The organism is Acinetobacter sp. NIPH 542 (assembly GCF_000369825.1).
In the GTDB taxonomy this organism is placed as follows: Bacteria; Pseudomonadota; Gammaproteobacteria; order Pseudomonadales; family Moraxellaceae; genus Acinetobacter; species Acinetobacter oleivorans.
Genome location: NZ_KB850209.1, coordinates 94,384 through 119,867, shown reverse-complemented (window position 1 = coordinate 119,867; position 25,484 = coordinate 94,384). Strand labels below are relative to the sequence as shown.

The following is a 25,484-nucleotide window of genomic DNA, read 5'->3' as shown; positions in this document are numbered from 1 at the left end:
TCCTAGAATTGCTTAATTACACGTAAACCTGCACTCCAGTTACGTCCATCCGCTGGTTCAAAGTAGCGTCCATTTCCATCATTTACGATCACTGAACCTGCATAGTTTTTATCAAATAGGTTATCAACACGGGCAAAGCTATTCACTTTCCAGTCGCCCATTACCCATGCATAACCCACATTAGCTGAGGTTACACTGTAGCTTGGCGCTGCGTCACTGTTGGTATCATTCACGTATACTTTATCCATATACTGTACATCTACACCACCATAGAGCCCGTGCGATGGTTGCCAAGCCAAAGAGGCATAAGCTTGGTTTTTAGCAATTCCTGGAATGGCATTTCCTGATGTAATTGCTGAAGCGAGAACTTTGCCGTCTTGACCAAGCTTTTCAGGAACACTTGCATCAAAAGTTGCATCTAAATATGTATAGCTTGCAGTCGCTGTTAAATCTCGCCACAACTTTTTATTCCATGCAAACTCGGCGCCTTCACGTAAAGTTTTATCAGCATTACGGAACGTTGAACGACCACCTAAGCTCCCCGCTGAAACAATATCATTCTTAGTTTTTGTTTGGAAAACTGCCAAAGTAAAATCACCGAGAAGGTTTTGTGTCTTTAAGCCTGTTTCATAGGTATCACTTGTAGATGGTTTTAAATCAAAGTTAAAACCTGACTTTAAGGTATCAGTTTGATAAGCCATTTCAGTAAAAGTTGGTGTTTCAAATCCTTTGGCATAACTCACATAAGCCATCAGTTCAGGTAAAATTTGCCAGCTTAAAGCAGCGGAAGGCAAAACTTTATTATAATCTGTCTTACCACTATCATCGCCATTACTTAAATAGTTATCTTTAGATTTGTAATGGACATTGCTATAGCGTACACCCGTGTCTAAACGCCATGTTGGTAAGAACTGCCATGAAGCTTGTAAATATGGATCGATATTCCACAACGTATTATCTTCATCACGGCGTAAATTACCTTTAACTCCATAAGATTCTTTACCATTTACCATTACAAAATTATTATAGCCTTGACGGTCTTCATCCATATTGTCTAAAGCAATACCTGCACTAAATGTAGTATTTGGTAATAATTCTTTACCTGTCCAACGGAAATCAGCACCATAATAATTACGCTCAAAATCAATCACAGCACCGGCATGAGTAGGTAGCTTCTGAGAGGTAGCTCCATTAGGAATTGCCTGATATTGAGTGACTTGGCGGTTGCCTAAATATGCCATGGCATAAAGTTCATTTTGATCATTAATCGGCTTAGACCATGTCACCCCTGTTTGAGTTTGTTCAATATCTTTGCGCGCGTTAAACCCCATATTTTTTACATAAGGAGCAATTTGTTTTGGGTTTTCTTGCCAATCCTTACGCTCTAAACCCATTGGATCGTCTGCATGAATTTTGACATAGTTGGTTATCCAGTTGATTTTGCTACCATCATCAAGATTCCAACTGAGTTTTGCATTATTTAATACTTTTTCTGCACCGCTATGTTCTCGGTAACCATCTGTGTCGAAATATGATGAACTAATAACATAACTCGGTTCATTCGCACCCTTTGCTCCCCCTTGTAGCACGAGTCCTGCTCGGCTTTTATCGTGGCTACCTCCCGAATAGCTCAGCTCAATTGAGTCTTTCCCTTGACCTTCTTTAGTAGACGTTAGAATTGTACCGCCAGATGAGTTTCCATATAGCGATGAAAAAGGTCCCGTTAGAACTTCAACATGGTCCAAACTACTTAAATCGATATTAGATGTTTGACCCTGTCCATCTGGCATCGTTGCAGGAATACCATCCACATATAGGCGAATGCCTCGAACCCCAAAAGTTGAACGTGCACCAAAACCACGCATAGATAACTGTAAATCTTGTGCATAATTTTCACGATTGCGAAGCTGTAAACTCGGTATACCCTTCACAACTTCAGTTAAATTTACTTGTGAAGAAGTATCGACTTGAGGTGCATCTATTCGAAAAACCGAAGCCGGCGTCTGCAAATAGGTGGTATCTGTACGAGTTGCTTCCACATGTAACGTTGGCAATACAGCAATGTTTTGAGCTGAGTCATCTGCCCAAACAAATGGGCTAGAAATGCAGCCCATACTCATTAAAATACAGTAGTGAAGTCGGTCTAAGCGTAATAAGGACATGCTTATTTCCTTTATTTATATTGTAGTTATCATAACAAAAAGCGGTGTCTTGTCTGGATATTGAATTCGATCTGCATTGTTGTAAATCTAGAACACTCTTCATCGATATCTAAAATTGATTGCCAGATTAGAATTATCGACTCAAAGATGGATGGTCTTTCCAGCAATAACGTTCAGGCCAATCTTTTGCTTCTTCGGCATAATCAATTCCAATCCGTGGCGTCAATACCACTTCTGCCTGCGTTGAAGCTGCTTCAATCCATAGTCCAGACTCCTCTCCCAAGGTTTGACCTTTTAAAGTCCGATCAATACCCAAATAGCGTGTCAGTTTGCCGGGTCCAGCTAGAAGCTTATATTCTTTTTTTGTTGAAGCACCATTTAAAAATGCAGAACGAATCATGACCCCTTCAGGGATGCCTTCTGTCTGAGTAATCAGATTGAGCATTTCATACATGCCATAAATTAAGTAGACATAAATCGTACCGCCAGAGCGATACATTACATCTGTTCGTGCTGTGCGCTTGTCATTGTAGCTGTGGCAAGCTTTATCACGAACACCCAAATAAGCTTCTGTTTCACTAATTGTGCAACGGATGACTTGACCATCAGGTTGTCGCTTACATAATACGCAGCCAATTAAGTCATAAGCCACTTCGGAGGTTTCACGTTGAAACCAGCTTAATGGTAAAATATCTGACATAGTATTCTCTGAAATATTACATACCACACGTTATACTTGATTAATCCAGTATATCTGTTAATTCTGCGAGTTGGCATGCCTGAGTTACCCGAAGTCGAAACAACCAAAACCAGTTTATTTCCTCTATTGAATCAAAAAGTTCTAAGTGTTGAAGTACGTAATCCGAGCTTACGTTGGCCTATCCCAGATGATGTTCAAAAACTCGTTGGGCAACGTCTCATTGGGTTAAATCGACGTTCAAAATATATTTTGGCAGAGTTTGAACAAGATCAAATGCTCTGGCATTTAGGCATGTCAGGTAGCTTTCGCCTGTGCCAACCAAATGACGAACTAAGAAAACATGACCACCTGATTATTCAATTTGAAGATCAGCAGTTACGTTACCATGACCCACGTCGTTTCGGTTGCATCCTTTGGCTTAACCCTGAAACTCAAGGCAAACTCATAGATACTTTGGGGCCAGAGCCTTTAAGTACTGATTTTCATGCAGAATATTTAGCTTCCAAACTCAAGAATAAGGCTGTCGGCATAAAAATTGCACTCATGGATAATCATGTAGTGGTTGGTGTGGGCAATATCTATGCAACTGAAAGCTTATTTAATGTTGGCATTCACCCAGCACAACCTGCTGGTGATTTAAGCATGCAACAGATTGAAAAGTTGGTGGTTGAGATTAAACGAATTCTAAAGTCAGCAATTGATTTAGGTGGTTCGACTTTACGCGACTACAGCAATGCCATGGGTGAAAATGGTTATTTCCAGCAAACTCTACTTGCTTATGGTCGTGCTGGAGAAATGTGCGTTAACTGTGAAACCACATTAGAAAACTTAAAACTTGGTCAGCGTGCCAGCGTATTTTGTCCACAGTGCCAACCACTTAAAAAGCTGAGAAAGCCTTAATTTTTTGGAGAAAGACAACATGCAAACAGCAATTGTCCGTCATATTTTAGTCAAAGATAAAGACTTAGCTGAGCAGCTAAAAAAGAAGCTACAAAATGGTGCCGACTTCGCAAAAATTGCCAAGCAATACTCCACCTGTAATTCGGCAAAACGTGGCGGTGAACTTGGCGAAGTCAAAAAAGGACAACTTGTGCCAGTCATCGACAAAGTTGTTTTTACAGCTGCTGAACGTGTGTTACAAGGTCCAATCAAAAGCCAGTTTGGCTATCATCTTTTAGAAGTTAAATTCCGAATGGGCAGCTTACGTTGATTCCATTATTTTAATTATTTTTTTCAGAAGCTTGAGCCTGTGCATTCAGTTGATATGTCCAGGCTTTAACACACTCACCTGACTCTAATATCACATCTGCGATGACACGCTGGTATTGAAAACCCTCAAAGTCATCAAGCATTTGCCAGTTTTCAGCAAGTTTTTCTGTACTAAACAAATAACCCTCTACCCAATCCGCTTGCGAATCTAACTCAAGCGCTTTTAAGCCTTTGTCAGGACCCCAATCTAAAATATGAATCACACCGCGTACACTAGCTTTTGTCCAGCTTCCACCAATCTGCTCTAAAATATGAGCATTTGCTTTATTTGGGCATAAGGTTCCATACACAAAAAGCTGATTCATTTATTTATATCCTTTTTACAATGTACGTAGTTGAGCCTATCGGTAGCCTTTCTATTTTATCAATATCTTTAGTCCAACATGAAATACTAAGTAATAAAAAACGGCACTCTCGGTACCGTTTCTTATTAATTCATAATATTGTTAAGCTTGCTTTTTCAACTCATCACGAATTTCACGCAATAACTGAATATCTTCAGGAGTTGCAGCTGGAGCTTCTGGCTCATTCTTATCACGGCGAAGTTTATTTAATAATTTCACCATTAAGAATACTACCCAAGCCAAAATTAGGAAGTTAATTAAAATGGTGAGAAAATTACCATAAGTTAAAACATTGATACCTGCTTTTTGCAAAGCATCTAAAGATTCCAGATTGTTTGGGTTAGCTCCTAGAACAATAAATTTCTGTGAAAAATCAACACCACCACCAGTAATCACACTGATAATTGGCATGATAATATCTTTTACTAAGGAGTCCACGATTTTGCCAAAAGCACCACCAATAATCACACCAATGGCTAAATCCATCATATTGCCTTTAATGGCAAATTCTTTAAATTCTTGAATAATACTCATCTAAACATCTCCAGATGTCGGGGGCCGAAACACGTCATATTTTTCTTTTTCAATGGCATCTTATCGAATTAGATAGTACTCGCCATGATATTGATAATTTAATATTTTTATCAAAAAAAAGAAAACTATCTCACACTTTAACAACATATTCTCTTATAAGAAAAATATGATTTTAAGCTTAGTTTAATTTTAAATAGAACGATTAAAAAAACCGCTGATCGAAATCAGCGGTTTTTTTAATCCGAAGATAAGAATAACTTATTTGTTACGCTTACGTTCGTTTTCAGTCAACCAGCGCTTACGGATACGGATTGACTTAGGTGTTACTTCAACTAATTCATCATCTTCAATGAACTCAAGCGCTTGTTCAAGCGTGTATTCAATTGCAGGTACTAAAGTTAAAGCATCATCTGTACCAGAAGCACGTACGTTAGTTAACTGTTTAGCTTTAGTTGGGTTAACCACCATATCGTCTGAACGTGAGTTAATCCCTACGATCATACCTTCGTAAACTTCTAACTGTGGTTTAGCGAATAGACGACCACGGTCTTGCAAGCTGAACAATGCATAGCCAAGGCAAGTACCTTGAACCATAGAAATCAACACACCGTTTTGACGCTTCGCAACAGTACCTTGTTTCATCGGACCGTAGTGAGAGAAGCTTGAAGTCATGATTCCTGTACCAGAAGTCATAGTCAAGAATTCTGAACGGAAACCAATTAAGCCACGTGAAGGTACAGTTGCTTCAATACGGATACGGCCTTTACCGTCAACTTCCATATTTGTCATTTCACCTTTACGGTTACCCATTTGTTCCATTACAGAACCTTGGTGCTGTTCTTCAACGTCAAATGTAACGTTTTCGTAAGGTTCTTGTTTTTCACCGTCAACTTCTTTCAAGATTACTTGTGGACGAGATACGCCCATTTCGAAACCTTCGCGACGCATGTTTTCAATTAAAACTGAAAGGTGAAGTTCACCACGACCAGATACTTTAAAACGGTCTGGACTGTCAGTGTCTTCTACACGTAATGCTACGTTGTGAATTAATTCGCGGTCTAAACGTTCACGAATGTTACGTGAAGTAACGAATTTACCTTCTTTTCCTGCAAACGGCGAGTTGTTTACTTGGAAAGTCATTGTTACTGTAGGTTCATCTACAGACAATGGTGGTAAAGCTTCAACATTTTTCGGATCACAAATCGTGTCAGAAATATGAAGTTCATCAATACCTGTAATACATACGATATCGCCTGCTTGAGCAGAATCAACATCAACACGCTCTAGACCGTGGTAACCCATAATTTTTAAGATACGGCCGTTACGTGTCTTACCGTCTTTATCAATAACAGTTACAGGTGTATTTAAACCAATTGAACCACGTTGAATACGACCAACACCGATAACACCTACGAAGCTGTTATAGTCAAGTGAAGAGATCTGCATTTGGAATGGACCATCTGCATCAACTGCTGGTGGTTCAACAATGTCAACGATTGTTTGGAATAATGGCGTCATGTCATCAGCCAATTCTTCTGGAGAAGGACCAGCAACACCACGTAAGCCAGATGCATAAACAACTGGGAAGTCTAGCTGTTCGTCAGAACCGCCAAGGTTGTCGAACAAGTCAAATACTTGGTCAATAACCCAGTCTGGACGCGCGCTTGGCTTGTCAACTTTGTTGATAATTACGATTGGTTTTAAACCACGAGCAAACGCTTTTTGAGTTACAAAGCGAGTTTGTGGCATTGGACCTTCTTGAGAGTCAACCAATAACAATACACAGTCAACCATCGACATTACACGTTCAACTTCACCACCGAAGTCGGCGTGTCCCGGGGTGTCGACGATATTAATACGGTATTCTGTATTCGTACGAGCATCGGTCCATTTAATTGCAGTGTTCTTTGCAAGAATGGTAATACCACGTTCACTTTCAATAGCGCCCGAATCCATGACACGCTCAATCTCACCAGCGCGATCACCAAGAGCACCTGATTGTTGAAGTAATTTATCGACAAGTGTGGTTTTCCCGTGGTCGACGTGGGCAATAATTGCAATATTGCGGAGATTTTTGATATCTGACATAGAATTCGATAAGCCTGAAACTTGAGGGCAAATTATACAGAAAAATTATAGATTTTAGTAGTGACAGTTTATTGACATTGACAAAAAAATTTCCAATAGCCTGTATTTCGTTTTGTAAAGATAGTTATCTCGATTAGAATAGCGCCAATTTGCAAAATTGCGGCAGACCTACACCCATGTCCAATCAACACTCTCAAGACCATTTAGACCTTGTTTATGGTTTAAATGATCGACCAAAACCTTTGATCGCTTTTTTAGCAGCTTTCCAGCATTTGCTTGCGATTATTGTACCAATTGTTACACCTGGCCTTTTAATTTGCTTAGCTTTAGACGTTTCACGCACTGAAACCAACATGATTCTATCGATGTCTTTGGTGATTTCGGGTATTGCTACATTTCTACAATGTAAAAAAGTTGGTCCGTTTGGTGCAGGTCTTCTGATTGTTCAAGGCACAAGTTTTAACTTTATTGGTCCTATTATTGGTATTGGTAGTGCAATGGTTGCCGCAGGAACACCAGTCAACCAAGTTATGGCTGCAATATTTGGTGTAGTCATTGCCGGCTCCTTCATTGAAATGGGTGTTTCTCAGATTCTTCCATGGGTAAAAAGATTAATTACTCCTTTGGTGACAGGTATTGTTGTTTTATTAATTGGCTTAACGCTTATTAAAGAAGGCTTGATTAGTATGGGTGGTGGTTACCAAGCCATGCAAGATCATACTTTTGCAAGTGCAGACAACCTTATTATGTCATGTACCGTACTTGCGATTATTATTGTACTCAATCGTATTCGAGTGGTTTGGATTAAAAGCTCAGCTATTTTAATCGCGCTAGTGATTGGTTACATTCTTGCTGGATTTATGGGACATCTAGATTTCTCTAGTATTAAAGATGCGCCCCTCGTACAAATTCCAACACCAATGCACTTTGGTTTGAGCTTCTCATGGGGCTTATTCATTCCAATGGCATTCATTTATTTAGTGACCTCTTTAGAAGCCATTGGTGATGTGACAGCAACCAGTAAACTTTCTAACCAACCTGTTAATGGTCCTGAATGGATGAAACGCATTAAAGGTGGTGTATTAGTAAATGGTGCAAACTCTTTACTCGCTGGATTATTTAATACTTTTCCAAGTTCTGTTTTCGCTCAAAATAATGGTGTAATTCAACTCACTGGTGTGGCTAGCCGCTATGTAGGTATCTGGATTGCTGGATTACTTATTTTATTAGGTCTATTTCCTGCGGTAGCTGGTGTTATACAAGCAGTTCCTCAAGCAGTTTTAGGCGGCGCTGTTATGGTGATGTTCGGTGCCGTGGCTGCATCAGGTATTAATATACTTTCATCTATTCACCTTGATCGCCGAGCATTATTAATTATTGCCATCTCACTTGCATTAGGTTTGGGTGTTGCTCAAGTTCCCCAAATTTTAGAGCATCTTCCAGAATTATTTAAAAATATTTTTAGCTCTGGCGTGGCAACAGGTGGTATAGCAGCATTAATTTTAAATGTTGTGCTTCCTGAAACGCATAAATAACTAACTTTTAATTTTGATTACTGCCCAGCTCCCACTGGGCATTCTTCTTCATGAGAGATGTACATGGATCCTAGAAGTGAAGTGGTATTAAGACAGCAAGACTATTTGAAAGGTAGTATCTTGTTAATTAATGCACCGAATGATGCCTTAGTCAGTCAATTACCAGCTGGAACTGATGCGTCAGTCTGGACATGGAACCATGCCGACTATCAAGGATTTATAAATAGTGGAACAAAAGCTCACTTCTCAGTTGAGTTTCCCTCACAAGAATTCGACCAAGCAATCATTTTTGTTCCAAAATCTAAAGAGCTTTTAAATTACATTTTGCATGTAGTGATGAGTCATCTAAAAACAAATCAATCTGTTTTTTTAGTCGGTGAAAAAAAAGGTGGCGTAGAAAGAGCCGCCAAACAATTACAAAGCTTTGGCAAAGTACTAAAACTTGATAGTGCACGTCACTGTCAGCTATGGCACTTAAAGATTGAGAAAACAGAACAAATTAAACCTCTAGAAAAATGGCTTAAAACCTATACTGTTCAGGTTAATGACCAAGAGCTTACGATTTGTGCCCTTCCCGGTGTTTTTAGCCAAAATCATCTAGATGTCGGAACTGCTGTTTTACTCCCTTATCTTAATCAGGTGAAATCAGGTAGAATTGCCGACTTCGGGTGTGGTGCTGGAATTATCAGTTGCTATTTGGCAAAAATAAATTCAAGTAATATTATTCATGCCCTAGATATTGATGCTTTCGCTTTACGGTCAACGGAAATGACTTTTAGTCGAAATGGAATAGGTTCAGACCAGTTGAGATTGCAGCCTGTCATAGGTATTGCAGACGCTCCAACAGAACTCGATGCCATTGTCAGTAATCCTCCTTTCCATCAAGGTATTCATACCAACTATGATGCAAGTGAAGGACTCTGCCAAAACGCTAAAAAACATTTAAAGGCATCAGGTGAGCTATGGATTGTAGCAAACCGTTTTTTAAACTATCCGATCTTAATTGAGAAGCACTTTGGTCAGTGCCAGATTAAAACTGATCTTCAAGGCTTTAAGGTGTTATATGCCTGTGCATAACAAACTATGTAAGGAATCTCCATGAGCGAAACACATGCTCCTGAAAAACTCCAGCGTAAGCTTGGGGCTCGTCATCTGAATATGATCGCCATTGGTGGTTCCATTGGTACAGGCCTCTTCCTTGCTTCTGGATCGACCATTGCAAATGCTGGCCCAGGTGGAGCACTACTCGCCTATTCTCTTATTGGTATTATGATTTATTTCTTAATGACCAGTTTAGGTGAACTTGCAACCCATAATCCAACTTCTGGGGCTTTTTTTACATATGGTAGTCGTTATGTCGAAGAAGGCTTTGGCTTCGCTTTAGGTTGGAACTATTGGTATAACTGGGCAATTACGGTTGCATTCGAACTTGTTGCAGTTCAGTTTATTATGAAATTCTGGTTCCCTGATATACCAGGATTCTATTGGAGTGCCCTGTTCCTTATCGTTATCTTTATGATTAATGCCATGACAGTAAAGGGATTCGGCGAAAGCGAATTCTGGTTCTCAATGGTAAAAGTGATCGCCATCGTTGCCTTTATTATCATTGGTTTAGCAATGATCATTAAGATTATGCTAACTCCAGGTGTTGCAGCTTTTGGAAACTGGACCTATAAAGAAGCACCTTTTGTAGGTGGTTTGCAGGCCATGATTGGTGTTGCAATGATTGCCGGATTCTCTTTCCAAGGAACTGAGATGGTTGGCGTTGCCGCTGGCGAATCAAAAGATCCAAAGAAAACGATTCCACTTGCAATCAAACAGATTTTCTGGCGAATCTTACTGTTTTATATTCTATGTATTTTCATTATCGGCACTCTCATTGCCTATGATGATCCAAATTTGTTGCAAGCTGCTACCACTGAAAATATTGCGCTTTCTCCATTTACCTTACTTTATGAAAGAGTTGGCTTTGCTTTCGCGGCTGGTTTGATGAATGCTGTCATTCTTACCGCTATTTTGTCAGCAGGTAACTCGGGCATGTATTCTTCAACTCGCATGTTGTTTAAAATGGCTCAGGAAGGCCGTGCGCCAAGGTGGTTTGCAAAACTTGATGGTCGTGGCGTTCCGATGAATGCACTATATGCCACAACATTTATCGCCGCATTTTGTTTCTTGACGACTTTTATTGGTGAAAAGCAAGTATTTAACTGGCTACTCAATATGTCAGGTATGTGTGGCTTTATTGTTTGGCTAGGAATTGCTATTTCGCACTATCGTTTCCGCAAAGGTTATATTGCTCAAGGTTATAAACTAGAAGATTTAGCATACCGTGCCAAATTTTTCCCATTTGCCCCTTGGTTTGCATTTATCCTATGTTCAATCATTATTTTGGGACAAAACTATCAAGCCATTTTAGGTGGAAAAATTGACTGGTTAGGCCTACTTTCAACCTATATTAGCTTGCCATTGTTCTTAATTATCTGGTTAGGCTATAAGTGGAAAAATAAAACCAAACTGATCCCTTATGATCAAATGAACGTCAAACCTGAACAAGATTAAAAATCGGTTTCAATAGGTAATTTAAAGTTAATCAAAGATCAAAAGCTTGATCTTTGATTTAAAAAGCGTAAAATGCCGTTCAGATTTTCAACGGCACTTTTAAATAAGGAGGACATCATGCCAACAGTACAAGGTAAAACAGACTAAATAATTTGGCACGATGTCAGCTCACGGACAAGTGTACAAATTCACTTCACTTGTCCGAATGCTCAAATTTAAAACCTAGCATTCGCTAGGTTTTTTTATGCCTGCTCGGACAAAAATAAGAGAAAAAGTATGGGCACACAAAAAATATTAAATGAGGAGGCACTGTATGGTGTCCCCGTTAAAATTTTCACTCAAGATATAGATAGTGAAAGTATCGAACAACTCAAGAAAATGGCTAAACTGCAATTTATATACTCACATATTGCTGTTATGCCAGATGTTCATGTCGGAAAAGGCGCTACCGTAGGCAGTGTTATTCCGACGAAACATGCCATTATTCCTGCTGCTGTAGGAGTAGATATTGGCTGTGGAATGAATGCAATTCGTTTAAGTCTAAAGGCTTCTCAATTGCCAGATAGTTTAAGTCGTTTACGAGATACAATCGAACGTAAAGTACCAGTCGGATTTGCTTTACATAAACAGGTCAAGGCAAAAGCTTCAAGCATTATTCCACTTGAGAAAAGCTTAGAGCCGATTATCAAAAAGCATCCTGGTCTTGTTCGAATGCTTCGACAATTTGATGCGACATGGCAAAAACAATTGGGCACTTTAGGTGGCGGCAACCACTTTATCGAGCTCTGTATTGATGAAAATCAAGACATATGGGTAATGCTACATTCAGGTAGCCGAGGACTGGGTAACGTTATTGGCAGTTATTTTATTGAATTAGCCAAGAAAGAAGCTCAGCATCGCTTTGGCCACGTACCAGATAAAGACTTAAGTTATTTTGCCGAAGGCTCAACTAGTTTTGATGATTATGTAGAAGCTGTAGAGTGGGCTCAAGAATATGCTTTTGAAAATCGCAAAGAAATGATGCGTTTAATTTTAGAAGCGATTCGCCCACTTCTACCCTCTTTTCAAATGACCAAAGAGGCTATTAATTGTCATCATAATTATGTAAGCCGTGAAACACATTTCGGTGAAAGTTTATTAATTACCCGAAAAGGTGCAATTCGAGCAGGCTTAGATGAATTAGGCATTATTCCAGGTTCAATGGGAGCACGCTCTTATATCGTCAGAGGTAAAGCAAACCCTGAGTCATTTTGTTCTTGTTCTCATGGAGCAGGTCGCAAGATGAGTCGAAGCAAGGCAAAAACTCTTTTTAACCAGCAAGATCTTATTGAACAAACCCAAGGTATTGAATGCCGTAAAGACAGTGGTATTGTTGATGAAATCCCAAGTGCTTATAAAGATATTGATGAAGTCATGGCAAATCAGGGTGACCTCATTGAAGTTGTTCACACACTTAAACAAGTTTTATGTATTAAAGGTTAAAACATGAAAATTAAAGAAATGCCAAAAATCAAAGTCCGTAATCAAGTGGCGCTTTCCCCTTTACTTCACAAAGGTGGAATGCATGAAACAGAGAAACCTCGTGCTCAACATCGTAGAGATAGACAAGATGCTAAACAGCAATTGAGAAAAGGTGATTGGTAAATAATTTAGACCAAGATCGAAAATCATTATTATTAAGGAGACATAGAAATGACTAAATATTTTAAAAATCGCAATAAAAAAAGCGACTCTAACGAGTCGCTTTTTTACTGTTCAAGAACTCAAATTATTGAGCTGCTGCAGGAGCTGCTGCTTCTTGACCAGGTTGAACAACTACAGTACGGCTACCAGTGATTGTCGCGAATACACGACGGTTCATAGCACGACCTTCTTTAGTTTTGTTGTCAGCAATCGGTTGATCCCAAGCGAAACCTTGAGTAGACAAACGAGATGCATCAACGTTGTATTCGTTTACAAGAGCTGATTTAACAGAGTTAGCACGAGCTAAAGATAAACGTTCGTTTAACTTACGTGGACCAGTGTTATCTGTGTGACCTTCGATACGTGCAGTAGCGTTAGGGTATTCAGTTAACTTCTCAGCAACTTTAGCGATTTCTGGCTTGTATTGGTCTTTGATGTTTGATTTGTTAGTATCAAAGAACACACGAAGTTCCATGTTAAGGTCTTCAGTCAACTCTTGTGGTTGTGGAGCAACTGGAGTTGGTTCAACTGGAGCAACTTCTACTACAGGAGCAGCAGGCTTCAAGTGACCACCAAGAACTACGTTTAAACCAGCAAGAGCTGTATAGTTCCAGAATTGTTCGTCAAAGTTATAAGTACCACGAGCTTCTGTACGAAGAGACAAAGCATCGTTTAAGCGATAGAAAGCACCAATACCAGCATTACCTAAAGTACCTTCTTCACCATCATGGTAAGCTAAACGAGCATCATCAAAATCATATTTATAGTGACCAGCACCTAACAATACATACGGCTTGAATTTGCTGTCATAGTTTTTAGTGATTAAATCAGAAGTAACATAGAAGTTACCATTGATTTGTTTTTGTTTGTATTCACCGTAGCTCGGATCAACATCACCTTTAACTTGGTTATATTCAGCTTCAAAACCTAACCATGGTGTTAACTCAATACCTAGTGCAGCACCAACGAATAAATCGTTTTGAAGCTCAGGGCTATTTGTTAAACTACCTTTATCACCACCATTATTGTGTTGGCTGTCTTGGAAAGTGTAACCAAGCAATAATGGTGTAACAGTTACGCCAGCATTAGCAGCAGCTAATGGAGCAGCAACAAGCATAGCAAGTGCAATACGACTCAATTTCATGGATATCCTCCAGAGATAACAATTGTTGTTCAAGCTCAGCCTAAATTTATTGGCCCCTGAGATATTTTTACCCCAGTATTATTTTTAAGCTATTCACATTTGAATCATACAAACACTTGATAGACTTTCCAAGTGCTTGATAATTTTAATCAAGTAAATTATTGACAAAATTACTTACAATTTCCGTTGTAATTCGGTAATTTTTTACTCAACTAGCAAATATGAACAACTTCTTTCTTTCGCTTAGGGTGATTTTACCAGTATTCTAGCGTCCTGATAACCTTTATTTAATTTTGTGTTTCCTCATTATAAAAAGCCATATAAATCATTGATAGAACACATAAAATCAAAATATTTATTTATATATTAAGGAATTTTAATGTTTAAATCTCCCGGTTTCACATTGATGGAACTCATTATAACGCTCGCAATTCTTATGATTATGTTCACCCTAGCCCTTCCTTTATACCACCAATTTATGGCTTCAATGGAATTCAAAAACACGCCTCAACTACTCACAATTCATATACAAAAAGCCAAATACGACGCAATTCTACGACATAAGAGTGTCGTACTTTGCCCAAGTGTTAATTTGTCTACATGTAATAGTAATTGGGATACAAGGCTTATAAGCTTTGTAGACAAAAATCATAATCTACAAAGAGAAAGCTATGAAGAAATATTAACCAATATTGAACTTAATCATCGTTATGGCTCTTTGAAATTTCAAAAATTTGGCAAAAAATTAAATAGTATCGTATTTCAGGGAGATACCGGACTTCCACGTGAGTCTAACGGCAGTTTTACTTATTGTTCTTATAATCAGCTTAAAAATTTTAAATTAGTTCTTAGCAAAATGGGGCATGTACGCCTAGAAGAACTTCAAAATTGTTAGAACTCTCCAGTCTAATACAGAATCCAAGCTATCCCCCATTTTGCAATATACTGCTTAAGTTTTAATGTTTTCTTAATTTGAGATAAAGAACAATCGGAGATTACAACAATGACTGATATCGTAATTGTTAATGGTGCTCGTACTGCCATGGGTGGTTTTCAAGGATCACTATCAGGACTTACAGCGCCTGAACTAGGTGCTGTAACGATTAAAGAAGCAATCGCACGAGCAGGTTTACAACCTACTGATGTCGAAGAAGTCATTATGGGTTGTGTTCTTCCTGCTGGCTTAAAACAAGGTCCTGCTCGTCAAGCAATGCGCAAAGCTGGCTTACCTGATTCTACAGGTGCTGTGACGATTAATAAGCTTTGTGGCTCTGGCATGAAAGCCGTGATGCAAGCAACAGACATGATTAAAGCTGGTAGTGCCGAAATTGTTGTTGCTGGCGGCATGGAGTCTATGACAAATGCACCTTATGTTTTACCAAAAGCACGTGCTGGCTATCGTATGGGCCATGGTGAAATTAAGGATCACATGTTTCTTGATGGACTTGAAGACGCTGAAACTGGTCGTTTAATGGGTTCTTTTGCTCAAGATATGGCAAATACTCGTGGCTATACACGCGAGCAAATGGATGACTTTGCGATCCGCTCTTTGAAACGTGCTCAAACAGCAATTACCGAAGGTTATTTCAAAGATGAAATTGTTTCGGTTACCGTGCCTAGTCGCAAAGGTGATGTCGTTGTTGATCAAGATGAACAACCTTTAAATGCAAAGATCGACAAAATTCCTTCACTTAAACCAGCTTTTGCAAAAGACGGTACAATTACCGCAGCAAACGCAAGCTCTATTTCAGATGGTGCATCTGCATTAGTATTAACTTCAAGTGAGGTTGCTACTCAACGTGGTTTACAGCCACTGGCAAAAATTATTGCAACAGCTTCAAACTCTCAACATCCTTCAGAATTTACAATTGCTCCTGTTGGCGCTATTGAAAAAGTTCTTAAAAAAGCGGGTTGGAATGCTCAAGAAGTTGACCTGTGGGAAATTAATGAAGCTTTTGCCATGGTTACCATGTGCCCAATTGATGACTTCAAACTTGATGCTGAAAAAGTCAATATTAATGGTGGTGCTTGTGCATTAGGTCATCCAGTAGGTTCTACAGGTTCTCGTATTATTCTCACACTGATTCATGCACTGAAACGCACCGGTGGTAAAAAAGGTATTGCAGCACTTTGTATTGGCGGTGGTGAAGCAACAGCCGTTGCGATTGAACTTATTTAATTAAAATTAACTATTTTAAAATCCCACTTCGGTGGGATTTTTTATGAAAAAACTACAAAAAATGACCCACAAAATCACTTTTAAGTTTTAACTTATTCTTTTAAACGAAAACAACAATGGACAATAACAATGCAACTCAATCACTACCTCAATTTCCAAGGTCAGGCAGAGCAAGCCTTTAATTTTTATAAATCAGTTTTTGGTGGCGAGTTCGCCATGTTGAGTCGCTATGGTGATATGCCACCATCAGAAGGTGTGACATTATCTGAAGCGAACAAAAATCTGATTCTTCACGTTTCTCTACCTATCAATGAATACACTGTACTTATGGCATCAGATACAAATGATCAATTCTGTGCGCCTAACAGTGTTTTTACCCAAGGCAATAATCACTACATCGCAATTAACCTTGAAAAGGATGAGCAAGAAAAAGCTAAACAACTTTTTGATGCTCTATCTGTAAATGGTCAAATTGAAATGCCTCTAGAAAAAACGTTCTGGGGTGCATTATACGGAGCGTTTACCGATCAATTTGGTATAAAGTGGATGGTTAACTGCCAACTTGATACATAATTTTCAATATAAAAAATCCCGCAAATTGCGGGATTTTTTATTTCAGGATTTATTGAGCACCTGTTTGATAACTCGCTTCTGGCACACCAGTTGAAGCTTGATATGGGTTGGTAAAGTCTTGCAAACCTGCCGCAGCTTCTTGTACGTCTTTGCCTTCTTTTACGACAAAGCTATCAAAACCAGAACGCTTTAAGTAGTTTAAAACATCCTTAAACACATCACCTGTTGCACGTAACTCACCTTGGAAACCTTGGCGGCGTAATAGTGCTGCAAATGAGTAGCCTCGCCCATCACCAAAACCCGCAAACTCAATGAAAATTGCATCAAGTTCATTTAATGGGAATGTATGATTTTCAGGTGAATCATTTACCGTCACATACAAAGCTTTTTTGCCTTGAATGTTTGCTAATTGGTCTAGTTGAGCTGTTGTTACAACAACGTCACCCTGAGGAATAACATCATCTTCAGCAATGATTTGATAAGTATTGTCAGCGATCGTGCCATCTTTATAAAGCACTGGTAGAGCTGTATTAAGCATATGCACGCTCCTTAAATGGTTGAATTCCTACACGGCGATATGTGTCAACAAAACGCTCACCTTCAGTACGTAAATCAAGATAAGTATTTAATATTTCTTCAATTACGTCAGGAACAGCATCTGCTGCAAATGATGGCCCTAAGATGTCACCGATTGATGCATCATGGTCGGAATTACCACCTAATGTAATTTGGTAGAATTCAGCACCTTTTTTATCTACACCTAAAATACCGATGTTACCTACGTGGTGGTGACCACAAGCATTCATACAACCAGAAATATTTAAGTCTAAATGACCAAGGTCATACACCTTATCTAAGTCATCGAAACGACGCGTAATCGCTTCAGCAATTGGAATTGATTTTGCATTTGCAAGTGAACAGAAATCACCGCCCGGGCAACTAATGATATCGGTAATAAAACCAATATGTGCACGTGCCATATTTTGCTGTTCAAGCGCTTGCCATACATCAAACAAATCTTTTTGAGGCACATCTGCCAAAGCAATGTTTTGTTCGTGAGTCGTACGAAGTTCACCGAATGTATATTTATCAGCAAGATCTGCAATAAAGTTCATTTCTTCAGTGGTCATATCGCCCGGTGCGATACCTGCACGTTTTAGAGAAATCGTAACAATACGATAGCCCTTCACTTTATGCGCATGTGTGTTGATATTGAACCACTGTTTGAATTTTGGATGCTCAGCAAATAAAGCGGTAAAGTCTTCATCGGCTAAATCTTGATAATCAAACGGGGTGAATTCTTCATCCAGTTTTTTCAAGATTTCTGGCTGAATTTTCAATGCTTCACGTGTATGTTCAAACTCAGCTTCAACTTTCTGTGCAAATACTTCAGGAGTTAATGCTTTAACTAGAATTTTAATACGCGCTTTGTATTTATTATCACGACGGCCATGCAAGTTATAAACACGTAGAACCGCTTCTAAATAAGCAATTAAATCTTCACGTGGTAAAAACTCACGAATAACGCTACCAATGATTGGAGTACGGCCTAAACCACCACCAGCCATAATTTTATAGCCGATTTCGCCCGCTTCATTACGCACGATATAAACACCAATATCGTGGAATGCAGTTGCCGCACGATCTTTTTCTTCAAGTGCAGAAACAGCAATTTTGAACTTACGTGGCAAGAATGCAAATTCTGGGTGGAATGTACTCCACTGACGAATCAATTCACATGTTGGACGTGGGTCTGCAATTTCACCAGCAACTACACCTGCATATTGGTCGGTTGTTGTGTTACGAATACAGTTACCACTTGTTTGAATGGCATGCATTTGTACAGTTGCAAGTTCAGCCAAAATATCTGGCACATCTTCAAGTGCAGGCCAGTTCAACTGGATGTTTTGACGTGTAGATACGTGTGCATAACCACGGTCATAAGTAGTTGAAACTTCAGCAACTTTACGTAATTGCTTAGAATTCATTAAGCCATACGGCACAGCAATACGCAGCATAGGCGCATAGCGTTGCACATATAAACCATTTTGCAAACGTAACGGACGATATTCATCTTCAGAAAGTTTGCCAGCTAAATAGCGTTCAGTCTGATCACGGAACTGAGCAACTCGTTCATTAACCAGCTGCTGGTCGAAATCGGTATATAAATACATGGCGTATGGCTAGTAGATTCATTATTAAGGCGGATAGCATAGCGAGCTTTCATTCATCAATAAAATGCTTTTTTTGCATATTTAATAACGGTTTTATTGATAAGCTTTAATATAAATCGACATAAAAAAGCCCGGATAAATCCAGGCCCTTTCTATAAAAGCTTTTTATTTGTTATCTGGTAAGGCATACGCCACTAAATAGTCGCCCATTTTTGTACCAAATGAACCATGACCACCAGCCATGATCACAACATATTGCTTACCATTGATTTCATAAGTCATTGGTGTTGCTTGTCCACCCGCTGGCAAACGCGCTTCCCAAAGTTTCTTACCGTTAGTAACGTTAAATGCACGTAAGTAGTTATCTTGAGTTGCACCAACAAACATAACATTACCGGCAGTAGAAATTGAACCACCTAAACCAGGTACACCAATTTTCACAGCTGGTAACTGGAACAAGTTCGGTAAGCTGTCACGAATTGTACCAATACGTTTTTTCCATACCACTTCATGAGTTTTCAAATCAACGCCAGCTACATATCCCCAAGCTGGTTGTTTACAAGGTAAACCAAGCGGAGATAAGAATGCGCTAATTTCAACACCATAAGGTACGCCGTACATTGGTTGTACGCCCTGCTCAGTTCCTGCACCTTTTGCAGTTTGTGCACGGTTTGGATCAGCAGGAATTAAACGACTTACGAATGGCAAACCAATCGGGTTCATCACAGCAACTTGACGGTCAGGGTTAACTGACATGCCACCCCATTCAAACACACCCAAGTTACCAGGGAAAACTAAAGTACCGTTTTCAGATGGTGGAGTATAAATACCATCGTAATTTAGACGTTTGAAAGATACACGACACATGAGCTGATCAAGCATAGTGGCACCCCACATATCTTTATCAGTCAATTTATCTTGTGGAGCTAAGTTCAAGTCAGAGAATGGCTGAGTTTTTGAATAATGCTCGCCTTTAGTCTGTGGTCCACGTTTAACTGTTTGTGGAACTGGTTTTTCAGTTACAGGAACAATTGGTTGACCATTACGACGATCAAGAACAAAGGCATTACCTGTTTTAGTCAACACATAGATTGCAGGAACAGTTTGGCCAGCTTTGTTTTTGATATCAGCTAAAGATGGTTGTGATGGTACGTCCATATCCCATAAGTCATGATGGGTTGTCTGGAAGTTCCACACTAATTTACCAGTTGAAGCATTAATCGCTAACATCGAGTTCGCATAACGCTCTTTCAACTCAGTACGGTCGCCACCCCAGATATCTGGAGTACCTACACCTGTTGGAACATAAACGATATCAAGTTTGGCATCGTATGCTAAAGGAGCCCACGCATTTGGTGAGTTATGAACGAAATTCGTACCTTCGCCCGGCATTGCATTTGGATCTGCTGCGCCAGTATCAAATACCCAAAGGAGTTTACCAGTGTTAACGTCGTATCCACGAATTACACCAGATGGTTCTTTATTTGAGTAGTTATCGGTTACCGAACCAGCAATAACAACTGTTGAACCAGTCACGATACCAGGAGATGTTGGGTTGTAACCACCTGGGTAAGCATATGGCATAAACTCTTGCAAGTTCACTTCACCATTTTTCCCAAAGTCAGTACATGCTTTACCAGTGTCAGCATTCACCGCAACTAAACGGCCATCATTCACAGGAACAAAGACTTTACGCGGACATTGTGTAGAGTCAGATTTCTTGCTTTGAAGACTCGTTGCAAACTCAGTTGTGTTGTTTGCATCGTAGTACATCACACCACGGCAAGTTAGATGCTGGAACGATTTATCCGTTTTAAGCTTCGGATCAAAACGCCATTTTTCTTTACCTGTAGCCGGATCAATTGAAATTAACTGCTGGTGAGCTGTACAGATAAACATGTTATTACCGATTTTAATCGGTGTAACCTGATTGGTCGTTTCGCCAGAGTCGTTATCTGTCTTAAGATCGCCAGTACGTAAAGTCCAAGCAACTTTCAAATCTTTTACGTTTTGATCATTAATCTGTTTTAACGGAGAATAACGTACACCTGCCTGAGTACGACCATACGCTGGCCAGTCACTCTCTGCTACACCTGGAACTGCTTGAGCAGTTTCTGGTTGAGGTGTCTTGATTTCACCATTAATTTCTTGCGGATCGTTGAAAATCGAATAGACCATCAACAAGATTGCAATTGCTAGAGTTGAAGATAAGGCAACTTTACTTGATCCAAGGTTGCTGATTCCACGAGTTACGGCTGGAACCAATAACCATAAACCAAGAATACCTAAAATATCTAAACGAGGTGCAAGCGCCCAGAAGTCTGTTCCAACTTCCCAGACACCCCAAATAATGGTACCTAGCATTAAAGCAGCGTACACCCACAATGCTGTAGATGCGCGCTTATAGAGTTGCCATGCAACAATCAGGAGTAATACACCAGTAATAATATAGTAAATTGAACCGCCTAATGTAGCGAGCCAAATACCTCCAATTAACAGGAATAACGCTAATAACCCAATAATAATTACGGTAAAAGTCGTTAAACCTGATCTTGAAGTAGGTTGAGTCATAAACCACCTCTTATCAATCATCATTTTTATCGGAAAGATAGGCCAAGCTTTTCATCAAAAATCGGCCTATCAATACATCTAAAACAAAACTCAGGCATAAAGAAAAAACGGAAGGTCAGGATTATTCAATCAATGATTTAGCCCTCGACAATCCGTTTTCAGAGTAATTACGCTTAGAATGCAGTTGAGAATTTAATACCGCCTACCCAAGTGTTATCACCATTTTTTAATGCACCAACATGACGGACATATTGCACATTTGGACGGATAGTTAGCCAGTTTGTCGCATGAATACCGTAGTAAAGCTCGGTATTGTATTCAGTGTCGTATTCTTTATTTTGGACATCGTTCCAATCATCGTTGATATGGATACGCGCAACACCGAGTGCCAATTCATCTTGAGGACGTTGATTGAGCAAACCTTTATAGACTAAGCCTACATTTTGCATGTTATCAATTTTGTTGGTATCAGAGTCGTGGAACGTCAGGTTCACAAATCCAGTCAAACCACGGTCTGTTTGATCAGCAGGCTGGAATAATTTTTGTTTTGCAGTTACCCATACACCTTGCTTATGAGATGTTTGAGCCTTATTTGTAATTTCTTCGGCATCAGCAGTGCTGTAGTAATAACCTAAACGGTATTCACCAGCCATACTTTGAGCGCCTAATTTAGGTGACCAAACTACTTCGGCAGGAATAATTGCCCCATGTGAACCATCAGTGCTTAGGTTAAAACCTTTGCCTCGGTCCAAATTTTCCGGGTTATATTCATATACACCCACTTGGGTATATAAGTCTGGTTGCAAGTTATATTTAACACGCATAGCCCATTGGCTGACTGGCCAGTTATACCACTGTTCACCAACCCAGTTACCCACTTGCGAACCACAAAGCGCCAAGTTCTGGAAATCACAGTCAAAACTATTAAAGTCCTCACCTTCACCAAAACGACCCACTTTAACGTCTAACTTCTGGTCAAGAAATTTTTTCTTGATCCACAAATCGGTTAAACGCCAAGTTTGCTCACGCCCCCACACTTCTTGTACCGAGCTTAAGTGCCCAGCTAAAGCTGGTGAATGTTCAGAAAGCGATTGCCCATCACGATAAGTTAATGTGATTTGAGCTTCTGTATCTTGCCACCCTAAAATTTTGTTTAAATCAAAATGAGTTCCTAAAGCAAGTTGCCCCGTATAAGCACTACCATGCGTTGATGTATTTTTTGAATCTAAAATACCGGCGTATTCGCCGGTATATCCGAAAGAAAAATCATAACCTTGTGCTTGTAACGCGGTGCGTTGACCGTTCCAATCACCCAACATCCACGGACTATTTGGGTCGAATGCAGCAGCAGCTTGTGCGTGCTGTATGAAAAGAGTAATTGATAAAACGGATAAACAGGAAGCCATCAAGGATTTATGTGTTTTCATGTTTACATACCTTTTATGTCTTTGTTTATAAAGGGTACGCTAATTTTATGTAAAGAAATTATTCAAAATGTTAATCAATTGATTAATCTAATAATAATCTTAATACACAGTGTCTAAGAAATGGCCTCACCTCTTTACCATTGTCCTTCACCAAGTTTTTGACCTATAAAGGAATATCTCATTTTTGATCTTGAAAACTTAATTGGGCAAGCCAACTGTGGTTCTGTATCTGCTGTATTATTCTGCAAAGGAACATCCACAATCCATCCACGTTGTTGTGCTAAGGGCGAATTTAATGACTCAGTGAGACTTAAAACAGGTTCTACACACACATCAAGGTTTGCAAAAATTTCATGCCACTCTTTAAATGTTTTGCTTTTAATTTTTTCTTGAATGGCTTGTTTAACTTCTTTCCGATCTTCGGCATCTAATGAAGCGCCCTTTTGCAATAATAGGGGCAGATCAAGAGCAATTGATAAACCTGACATAAATTGTGGTTCAAGACTACCAATTGAAAGATAACGACCATCTTGGGTCATATAGTAGTCATAGAAAATACCACCATTGAGCATTCCATGTTCTGGAGCCTGCTCGACCTGTGCAGCAAGTGTGGCTGATGCAGCCATACTATTTAAGCTAGCCACACAATCGGTCATGGAAATATCAATATATTGCCCCATACCACTACGCCCGCGTTCAACCACCGCCGCTAAAATAGCAATAACTGCATGAAGTGAACCACCTGCAATATCTGCAACTTGAATACCGAGTGGCGGTGGACCACTGTCTTGTCGACCGCTATACCCAGCAATACCGGCTAAAGCTAAATAGTTAATGTCATGCCCAGCTCTATCCTTATAGCTTCCTGTTTGTCCATAACCTGTAATTGAGCAGTAGATTAAGCGCGGATTAATTTCGGCAAGTGTTGAGTAATCTAATCCTAGACGGCGCATGACATCAGGTCGAAACTGCTCTATGACAATATCAAACTCGGAAATTTTGGCTTTAATTAATTCAATACTTGCCGGATCTTTTAAATCGAGAACAATTGACTGTTTATTTCGGTTTAAATAACTATGTGCCGTTGCTTGCCCATTTGCGTAGGGCGGCATGATCCGAATTAAATCTGGACGCGATGGAGATTCGATATGGATGACTTCTGCGCCCATATCGGCTAAATACATTGTGGCAAAAGGTCCGGGTAAGAGTGTCGAGAAATCGAGAACTTTAAGTCCATTTAATGCTGTCGTCATCGTTTTTTTAACCACTATTATTCATATTTTCTTTTATATTAGTTAAGCAAATATTCTAAAACAATGTCATGTTCAGCCATTTACCTTGATCATTTCGGCAATTTAACATGTAAAAAGTGCTTTTACTCTGTTGTAAATCGCCAATTTATTTTTTTAGACGGTCATTTAGGTCAATTTAAAGTGAACATCAAAGAGACTGAAGGATTCAATATGAGTCGCGATACGATTAGCATCCACTTCGTGAATGCGGCTTTGACAGGCGTAAAGCGCCTTGGCATGGATGTTGAAATGCTCCTTTCACATGTGGGCATTGAAGCGGAATTATTACGTCAACCTAAAGCTCGAATCTCACCAGAACAATACACTCGTTTTATAAAAATGTTGTGGATGGTCACACAGGATGAACACGTTGGATTTGACGTACAACCACGTCGTCTGGGCACTTTTGCCATTATGTGTCAGTTGATTATTCACGCAAAAACATTGGGCCAAGCCCTTGAACTTTCATCTCAATTTTACAAATTATTTGGCGATGAATGGTCTGTCAGCCTAGAGCGTGACAAGCATGAAGCACGTCTAGTTCCACTCATTCCAAAAACTTTAGATCCAGATCATTTCATTACTGAAAGTATGCTTATGATTTGGCATGGTCTAGCATCATGGCTCATTGAACGACGTTTGCCATTAGAGCGCGTCCATTTTAGCTACCCACGCCCTGCACATGCAGATGAATATGATGCATTATTTTTTGCACCAGTCATGCAGTTTGATGCACCGCGTACTGAAATAACTTTTGCGGCTGATTATCTTGATTTGCCAATCCGTCAAGATGAAAAAACGCTAGAAGAATTCTTAAAAGCGGCACCTGCTCAGCTTTTAGTAAAATTCAAAAATACCAACTCGCTAACTTCTCGTATTCGTGAAGTACTCAAAAGCCAGATTGGTGAAGAAATGCCAACGCTTAATGACGTTGCATCAATGTTGTATTTATCTCCTCAAACCTTACGTCGTCGCTTGGCTGCCGAAGGTAAAAGCTATCAAGGCGTAAAAGATGCTTTACGTCGCGATGCTGCAATTCACCTGTTACTCAACCCTGAATTAACACTTGAAGACGTTGCTCAACAAGTTGGTTTTAGTGAAACGAGTACATTCCACCGCGCATTTAAAAAGTGGACGGGTGTAACCCCTGGCCTATATCGCCAGCTACACGGTTATCACTAACTCTTCAATCTATTTAAGTTTCACATTTAGCCCAAGTTCAACTTGGGCTTTTTTGTATTTCTATTGGC

Annotated in this window: 22 protein-coding genes; 11 read left to right on the top strand and 11 right to left on the bottom strand. The window is 39.5% G+C overall.

The features are described 5' to 3' along the window. Positions 1–2 precede the first annotated feature (2 nt). Both F886_RS18795 and F886_RS18790 read right to left on the bottom strand, forming a co-directional pair. Positions 3–2,162: a TonB-dependent receptor family protein gene (locus tag F886_RS18795; RefSeq protein ID WP_005309767.1), complete on the bottom strand. Its 2,160-nt coding sequence runs from the start codon at positions 2,160–2,162 to the stop codon at positions 3–5. Positions 2,163–2,295: 133 nt separating this feature from the next. Continuing rightward, positions 2,296–2,862 (bottom strand): DNA-3-methyladenine glycosylase, encoded by a 567-nt coding sequence (locus tag F886_RS18790; RefSeq protein ID WP_005309762.1) that lies wholly within the window; start codon positions 2,860–2,862, stop codon positions 2,296–2,298. A 75-nt stretch (positions 2,863–2,937) separates the two neighbouring features. Here F886_RS18790 and mutM point away from each other — a divergent pair, with 75 nt between their 5' ends. Both mutM and F886_RS18780 read left to right on the top strand, forming a co-directional pair. Continuing rightward, on the top strand, positions 2,938–3,762 hold the full coding sequence (gene mutM / locus F886_RS18785; RefSeq protein WP_005309759.1) for a bifunctional DNA-formamidopyrimidine glycosylase/DNA-(apurinic or apyrimidinic site) lyase: 825 nt from the start codon (positions 2,938–2,940) through the stop codon (positions 3,760–3,762). Positions 3,763–3,781: 19 nt separating this feature from the next. Further along, a complete protein-coding gene (locus F886_RS18780) occupies positions 3,782–4,072 on the top strand; it encodes a peptidylprolyl isomerase (RefSeq protein WP_005309756.1) in 291 nt (96 codons plus the stop codon). A 10-nt stretch (positions 4,073–4,082) separates the two neighbouring features. On the opposite strand, the gene F886_RS18775 is transcribed toward F886_RS18780, so the two are convergent. The 3 genes from F886_RS18775 to typA all read right to left on the bottom strand — a co-directional run bounded on the left by F886_RS18775 (position 4,083) and on the right by typA (position 7,097). Next, positions 4,083–4,436, bottom strand: a complete 354-nt coding sequence (locus F886_RS18775; RefSeq protein ID WP_005309753.1) for a gamma-glutamylcyclotransferase family protein — start codon at positions 4,434–4,436, stop codon at positions 4,083–4,085. Between the two features lie 141 nt (positions 4,437–4,577). Next, positions 4,578–5,009 carry a large conductance mechanosensitive channel protein MscL gene (gene mscL, locus F886_RS18770; protein ID WP_005309751.1) on the bottom strand — a complete coding sequence of 144 codons (432 nt, stop codon included), beginning with the start codon at positions 5,007–5,009 and terminating at the stop codon, positions 4,578–4,580. A 258-nt stretch (positions 5,010–5,267) separates the two neighbouring features. Further along, a complete protein-coding gene (typA, locus tag F886_RS18765; protein WP_004789229.1) occupies positions 5,268–7,097 on the bottom strand; it encodes a translational GTPase TypA in 1,830 nt (609 codons plus the stop codon). Between the two features lie 176 nt (positions 7,098–7,273). Here typA and F886_RS18760 point away from each other — a divergent pair, with 176 nt between their 5' ends. The 5 genes from F886_RS18760 to F886_RS20415 all read left to right on the top strand — a co-directional run bounded on the left by F886_RS18760 (position 7,274) and on the right by F886_RS20415 (position 12,835). Further along, positions 7,274–8,632 carry a uracil-xanthine permease family protein gene (locus F886_RS18760; RefSeq protein ID WP_005309746.1) on the top strand — a complete coding sequence of 453 codons (1,359 nt, stop codon included), beginning with the start codon at positions 7,274–7,276 and terminating at the stop codon, positions 8,630–8,632. Between the two features lie 63 nt (positions 8,633–8,695). Continuing rightward, a complete protein-coding gene (locus F886_RS18755) occupies positions 8,696–9,709 on the top strand; it encodes a class I SAM-dependent methyltransferase (RefSeq protein ID WP_005309743.1) in 1,014 nt (337 codons plus the stop codon). A gap of 21 nt (positions 9,710–9,730) precedes the next feature. After that, a complete protein-coding gene (locus F886_RS18750; protein WP_005309741.1) occupies positions 9,731–11,191 on the top strand; it encodes an amino acid permease in 1,461 nt (486 codons plus the stop codon). Positions 11,192–11,467: 276 nt separating this feature from the next. Continuing rightward, the gene (locus tag F886_RS18745) at positions 11,468–12,673 is read left to right on the top strand and encodes an RtcB family protein (protein ID WP_005309737.1); all 1,206 of its coding nucleotides are present in this window, start codon (positions 11,468–11,470) and stop codon (positions 12,671–12,673) included. A gap of 3 nt (positions 12,674–12,676) precedes the next feature. Next, positions 12,677–12,835 (top strand): hypothetical protein, encoded by a 159-nt coding sequence (locus F886_RS20415; RefSeq protein ID WP_005309734.1) that lies wholly within the window; start codon positions 12,677–12,679, stop codon positions 12,833–12,835. A 124-nt stretch (positions 12,836–12,959) separates the two neighbouring features. Here the strand turns inward: F886_RS20415 and omp38 are convergent, their stop codons facing one another. Continuing rightward, positions 12,960–14,018, bottom strand: a complete 1,059-nt coding sequence (gene omp38, locus F886_RS18740) for an outer membrane protein Omp38 (protein ID WP_005309730.1) — start codon at positions 14,016–14,018, stop codon at positions 12,960–12,962. 379 nt (positions 14,019–14,397) lie between these two features. Here omp38 and F886_RS18735 point away from each other — a divergent pair, with 379 nt between their 5' ends. The 3 genes from F886_RS18735 to F886_RS18725 all read left to right on the top strand — a co-directional run bounded on the left by F886_RS18735 (position 14,398) and on the right by F886_RS18725 (position 16,770). Continuing rightward, positions 14,398–14,913, top strand: a complete 516-nt coding sequence (locus tag F886_RS18735) for a GspH/FimT family pseudopilin (RefSeq protein WP_005309727.1) — start codon at positions 14,398–14,400, stop codon at positions 14,911–14,913. A gap of 108 nt (positions 14,914–15,021) precedes the next feature. Beyond that, positions 15,022–16,197 (top strand): thiolase family protein, encoded by a 1,176-nt coding sequence (locus F886_RS18730; protein ID WP_005309724.1) that lies wholly within the window; start codon positions 15,022–15,024, stop codon positions 16,195–16,197. A 129-nt stretch (positions 16,198–16,326) separates the two neighbouring features. Beyond that, positions 16,327–16,770, top strand: a complete 444-nt coding sequence (locus F886_RS18725; RefSeq protein WP_005309721.1) for a VOC family protein — start codon at positions 16,327–16,329, stop codon at positions 16,768–16,770. 49 nt (positions 16,771–16,819) lie between these two features. Here the strand turns inward: F886_RS18725 and F886_RS18720 are convergent, their stop codons facing one another. From F886_RS18720 to F886_RS18700, 5 genes are all read right to left on the bottom strand, one after another. Continuing rightward, positions 16,820–17,308, bottom strand: a complete 489-nt coding sequence (locus F886_RS18720; RefSeq protein ID WP_005309719.1) for a DUF934 domain-containing protein — start codon at positions 17,306–17,308, stop codon at positions 16,820–16,822. Continuing rightward, the gene (locus F886_RS18715) at positions 17,301–18,944 is read right to left on the bottom strand and encodes a nitrite/sulfite reductase (protein WP_005309715.1); all 1,644 of its coding nucleotides are present in this window, start codon (positions 18,942–18,944) and stop codon (positions 17,301–17,303) included. The genes F886_RS18720 and F886_RS18715 overlap by 8 nt, the downstream gene beginning before the upstream one ends. A gap of 165 nt (positions 18,945–19,109) precedes the next feature. After that, positions 19,110–21,515: a glucose/quinate/shikimate family membrane-bound PQQ-dependent dehydrogenase gene (locus F886_RS18710; RefSeq protein WP_004789203.1), complete on the bottom strand. Its 2,406-nt coding sequence runs from the start codon at positions 21,513–21,515 to the stop codon at positions 19,110–19,112. 173 nt (positions 21,516–21,688) lie between these two features. Then, positions 21,689–22,921 (bottom strand): carbohydrate porin, encoded by a 1,233-nt coding sequence (locus F886_RS18705; protein ID WP_081402332.1) that lies wholly within the window; start codon positions 22,919–22,921, stop codon positions 21,689–21,691. 155 nt (positions 22,922–23,076) lie between these two features. Beyond that, positions 23,077–24,195 carry a CaiB/BaiF CoA transferase family protein gene (locus F886_RS18700; protein WP_005309708.1) on the bottom strand — a complete coding sequence of 373 codons (1,119 nt, stop codon included), beginning with the start codon at positions 24,193–24,195 and terminating at the stop codon, positions 23,077–23,079. Positions 24,196–24,405: 210 nt separating this feature from the next. Here F886_RS18700 and F886_RS18695 point away from each other — a divergent pair, with 210 nt between their 5' ends. Next, positions 24,406–25,416, top strand: coding sequence for an AraC family transcriptional regulator (locus F886_RS18695; protein WP_004789200.1), 1,011 nt, complete (start codon positions 24,406–24,408; stop codon positions 25,414–25,416). Positions 25,417–25,484: the final 68 nt, after the last annotated feature.

Bases quoted from the DNA above. Each gene is read 5' to 3' on its own strand.
- F886_RS18795 (WP_005309767.1), bottom strand. From the start codon at position 2,162: ATGTCCTTATTACGCTTAGACCGACTTCACTACTGTATTTTAATGAGT.
- F886_RS18790 (WP_005309762.1), bottom strand. From the start codon at position 2,862: ATGTCAGATATTTTACCATTAAGCTGGTTTCAACGTGAAACCTCCGAA.
- mutM (WP_005309759.1), top strand. From the start codon at position 2,938: ATGCCTGAGTTACCCGAAGTCGAAACAACCAAAACCAGTTTATTTCCT.
- F886_RS18780 (WP_005309756.1), top strand. From the start codon at position 3,782: ATGCAAACAGCAATTGTCCGTCATATTTTAGTCAAAGATAAAGACTTA.
- F886_RS18775 (WP_005309753.1), bottom strand. From the start codon at position 4,436: ATGAATCAGCTTTTTGTGTATGGAACCTTATGCCCAAATAAAGCAAAT.
- mscL (WP_005309751.1), bottom strand. From the start codon at position 5,009: ATGAGTATTATTCAAGAATTTAAAGAATTTGCCATTAAAGGCAATATG.
- typA (WP_004789229.1), bottom strand. From the start codon at position 7,097: ATGTCAGATATCAAAAATCTCCGCAATATTGCAATTATTGCCCACGTC.
- F886_RS18760 (WP_005309746.1), top strand. From the start codon at position 7,274: ATGTCCAATCAACACTCTCAAGACCATTTAGACCTTGTTTATGGTTTA.
- F886_RS18755 (WP_005309743.1), top strand. From the start codon at position 8,696: ATGGATCCTAGAAGTGAAGTGGTATTAAGACAGCAAGACTATTTGAAA.
- F886_RS18750 (WP_005309741.1), top strand. From the start codon at position 9,731: ATGAGCGAAACACATGCTCCTGAAAAACTCCAGCGTAAGCTTGGGGCT.
- F886_RS18745 (WP_005309737.1), top strand. From the start codon at position 11,468: ATGGGCACACAAAAAATATTAAATGAGGAGGCACTGTATGGTGTCCCC.
- F886_RS20415 (WP_005309734.1), top strand. From the start codon at position 12,677: ATGAAAATTAAAGAAATGCCAAAAATCAAAGTCCGTAATCAAGTGGCG.
- omp38 (WP_005309730.1), bottom strand. From the start codon at position 14,018: ATGAAATTGAGTCGTATTGCACTTGCTATGCTTGTTGCTGCTCCATTA.
- F886_RS18735 (WP_005309727.1), top strand. From the start codon at position 14,398: ATGTTTAAATCTCCCGGTTTCACATTGATGGAACTCATTATAACGCTC.
- F886_RS18730 (WP_005309724.1), top strand. From the start codon at position 15,022: ATGACTGATATCGTAATTGTTAATGGTGCTCGTACTGCCATGGGTGGT.
- F886_RS18725 (WP_005309721.1), top strand. From the start codon at position 16,327: ATGCAACTCAATCACTACCTCAATTTCCAAGGTCAGGCAGAGCAAGCC.
- F886_RS18720 (WP_005309719.1), bottom strand. From the start codon at position 17,308: ATGCTTAATACAGCTCTACCAGTGCTTTATAAAGATGGCACGATCGCT.
- F886_RS18715 (WP_005309715.1), bottom strand. From the start codon at position 18,944: ATGTATTTATATACCGATTTCGACCAGCAGCTGGTTAATGAACGAGTT.
- F886_RS18710 (WP_004789203.1), bottom strand. From the start codon at position 21,515: ATGACTCAACCTACTTCAAGATCAGGTTTAACGACTTTTACCGTAATT.
- F886_RS18705 (WP_081402332.1), bottom strand. From the start codon at position 22,921: ATGGCTTCCTGTTTATCCGTTTTATCAATTACTCTTTTCATACAGCAC.
- F886_RS18700 (WP_005309708.1), bottom strand. From the start codon at position 24,195: ATGACGACAGCATTAAATGGACTTAAAGTTCTCGATTTCTCGACACTC.
- F886_RS18695 (WP_004789200.1), top strand. From the start codon at position 24,406: ATGAGTCGCGATACGATTAGCATCCACTTCGTGAATGCGGCTTTGACA.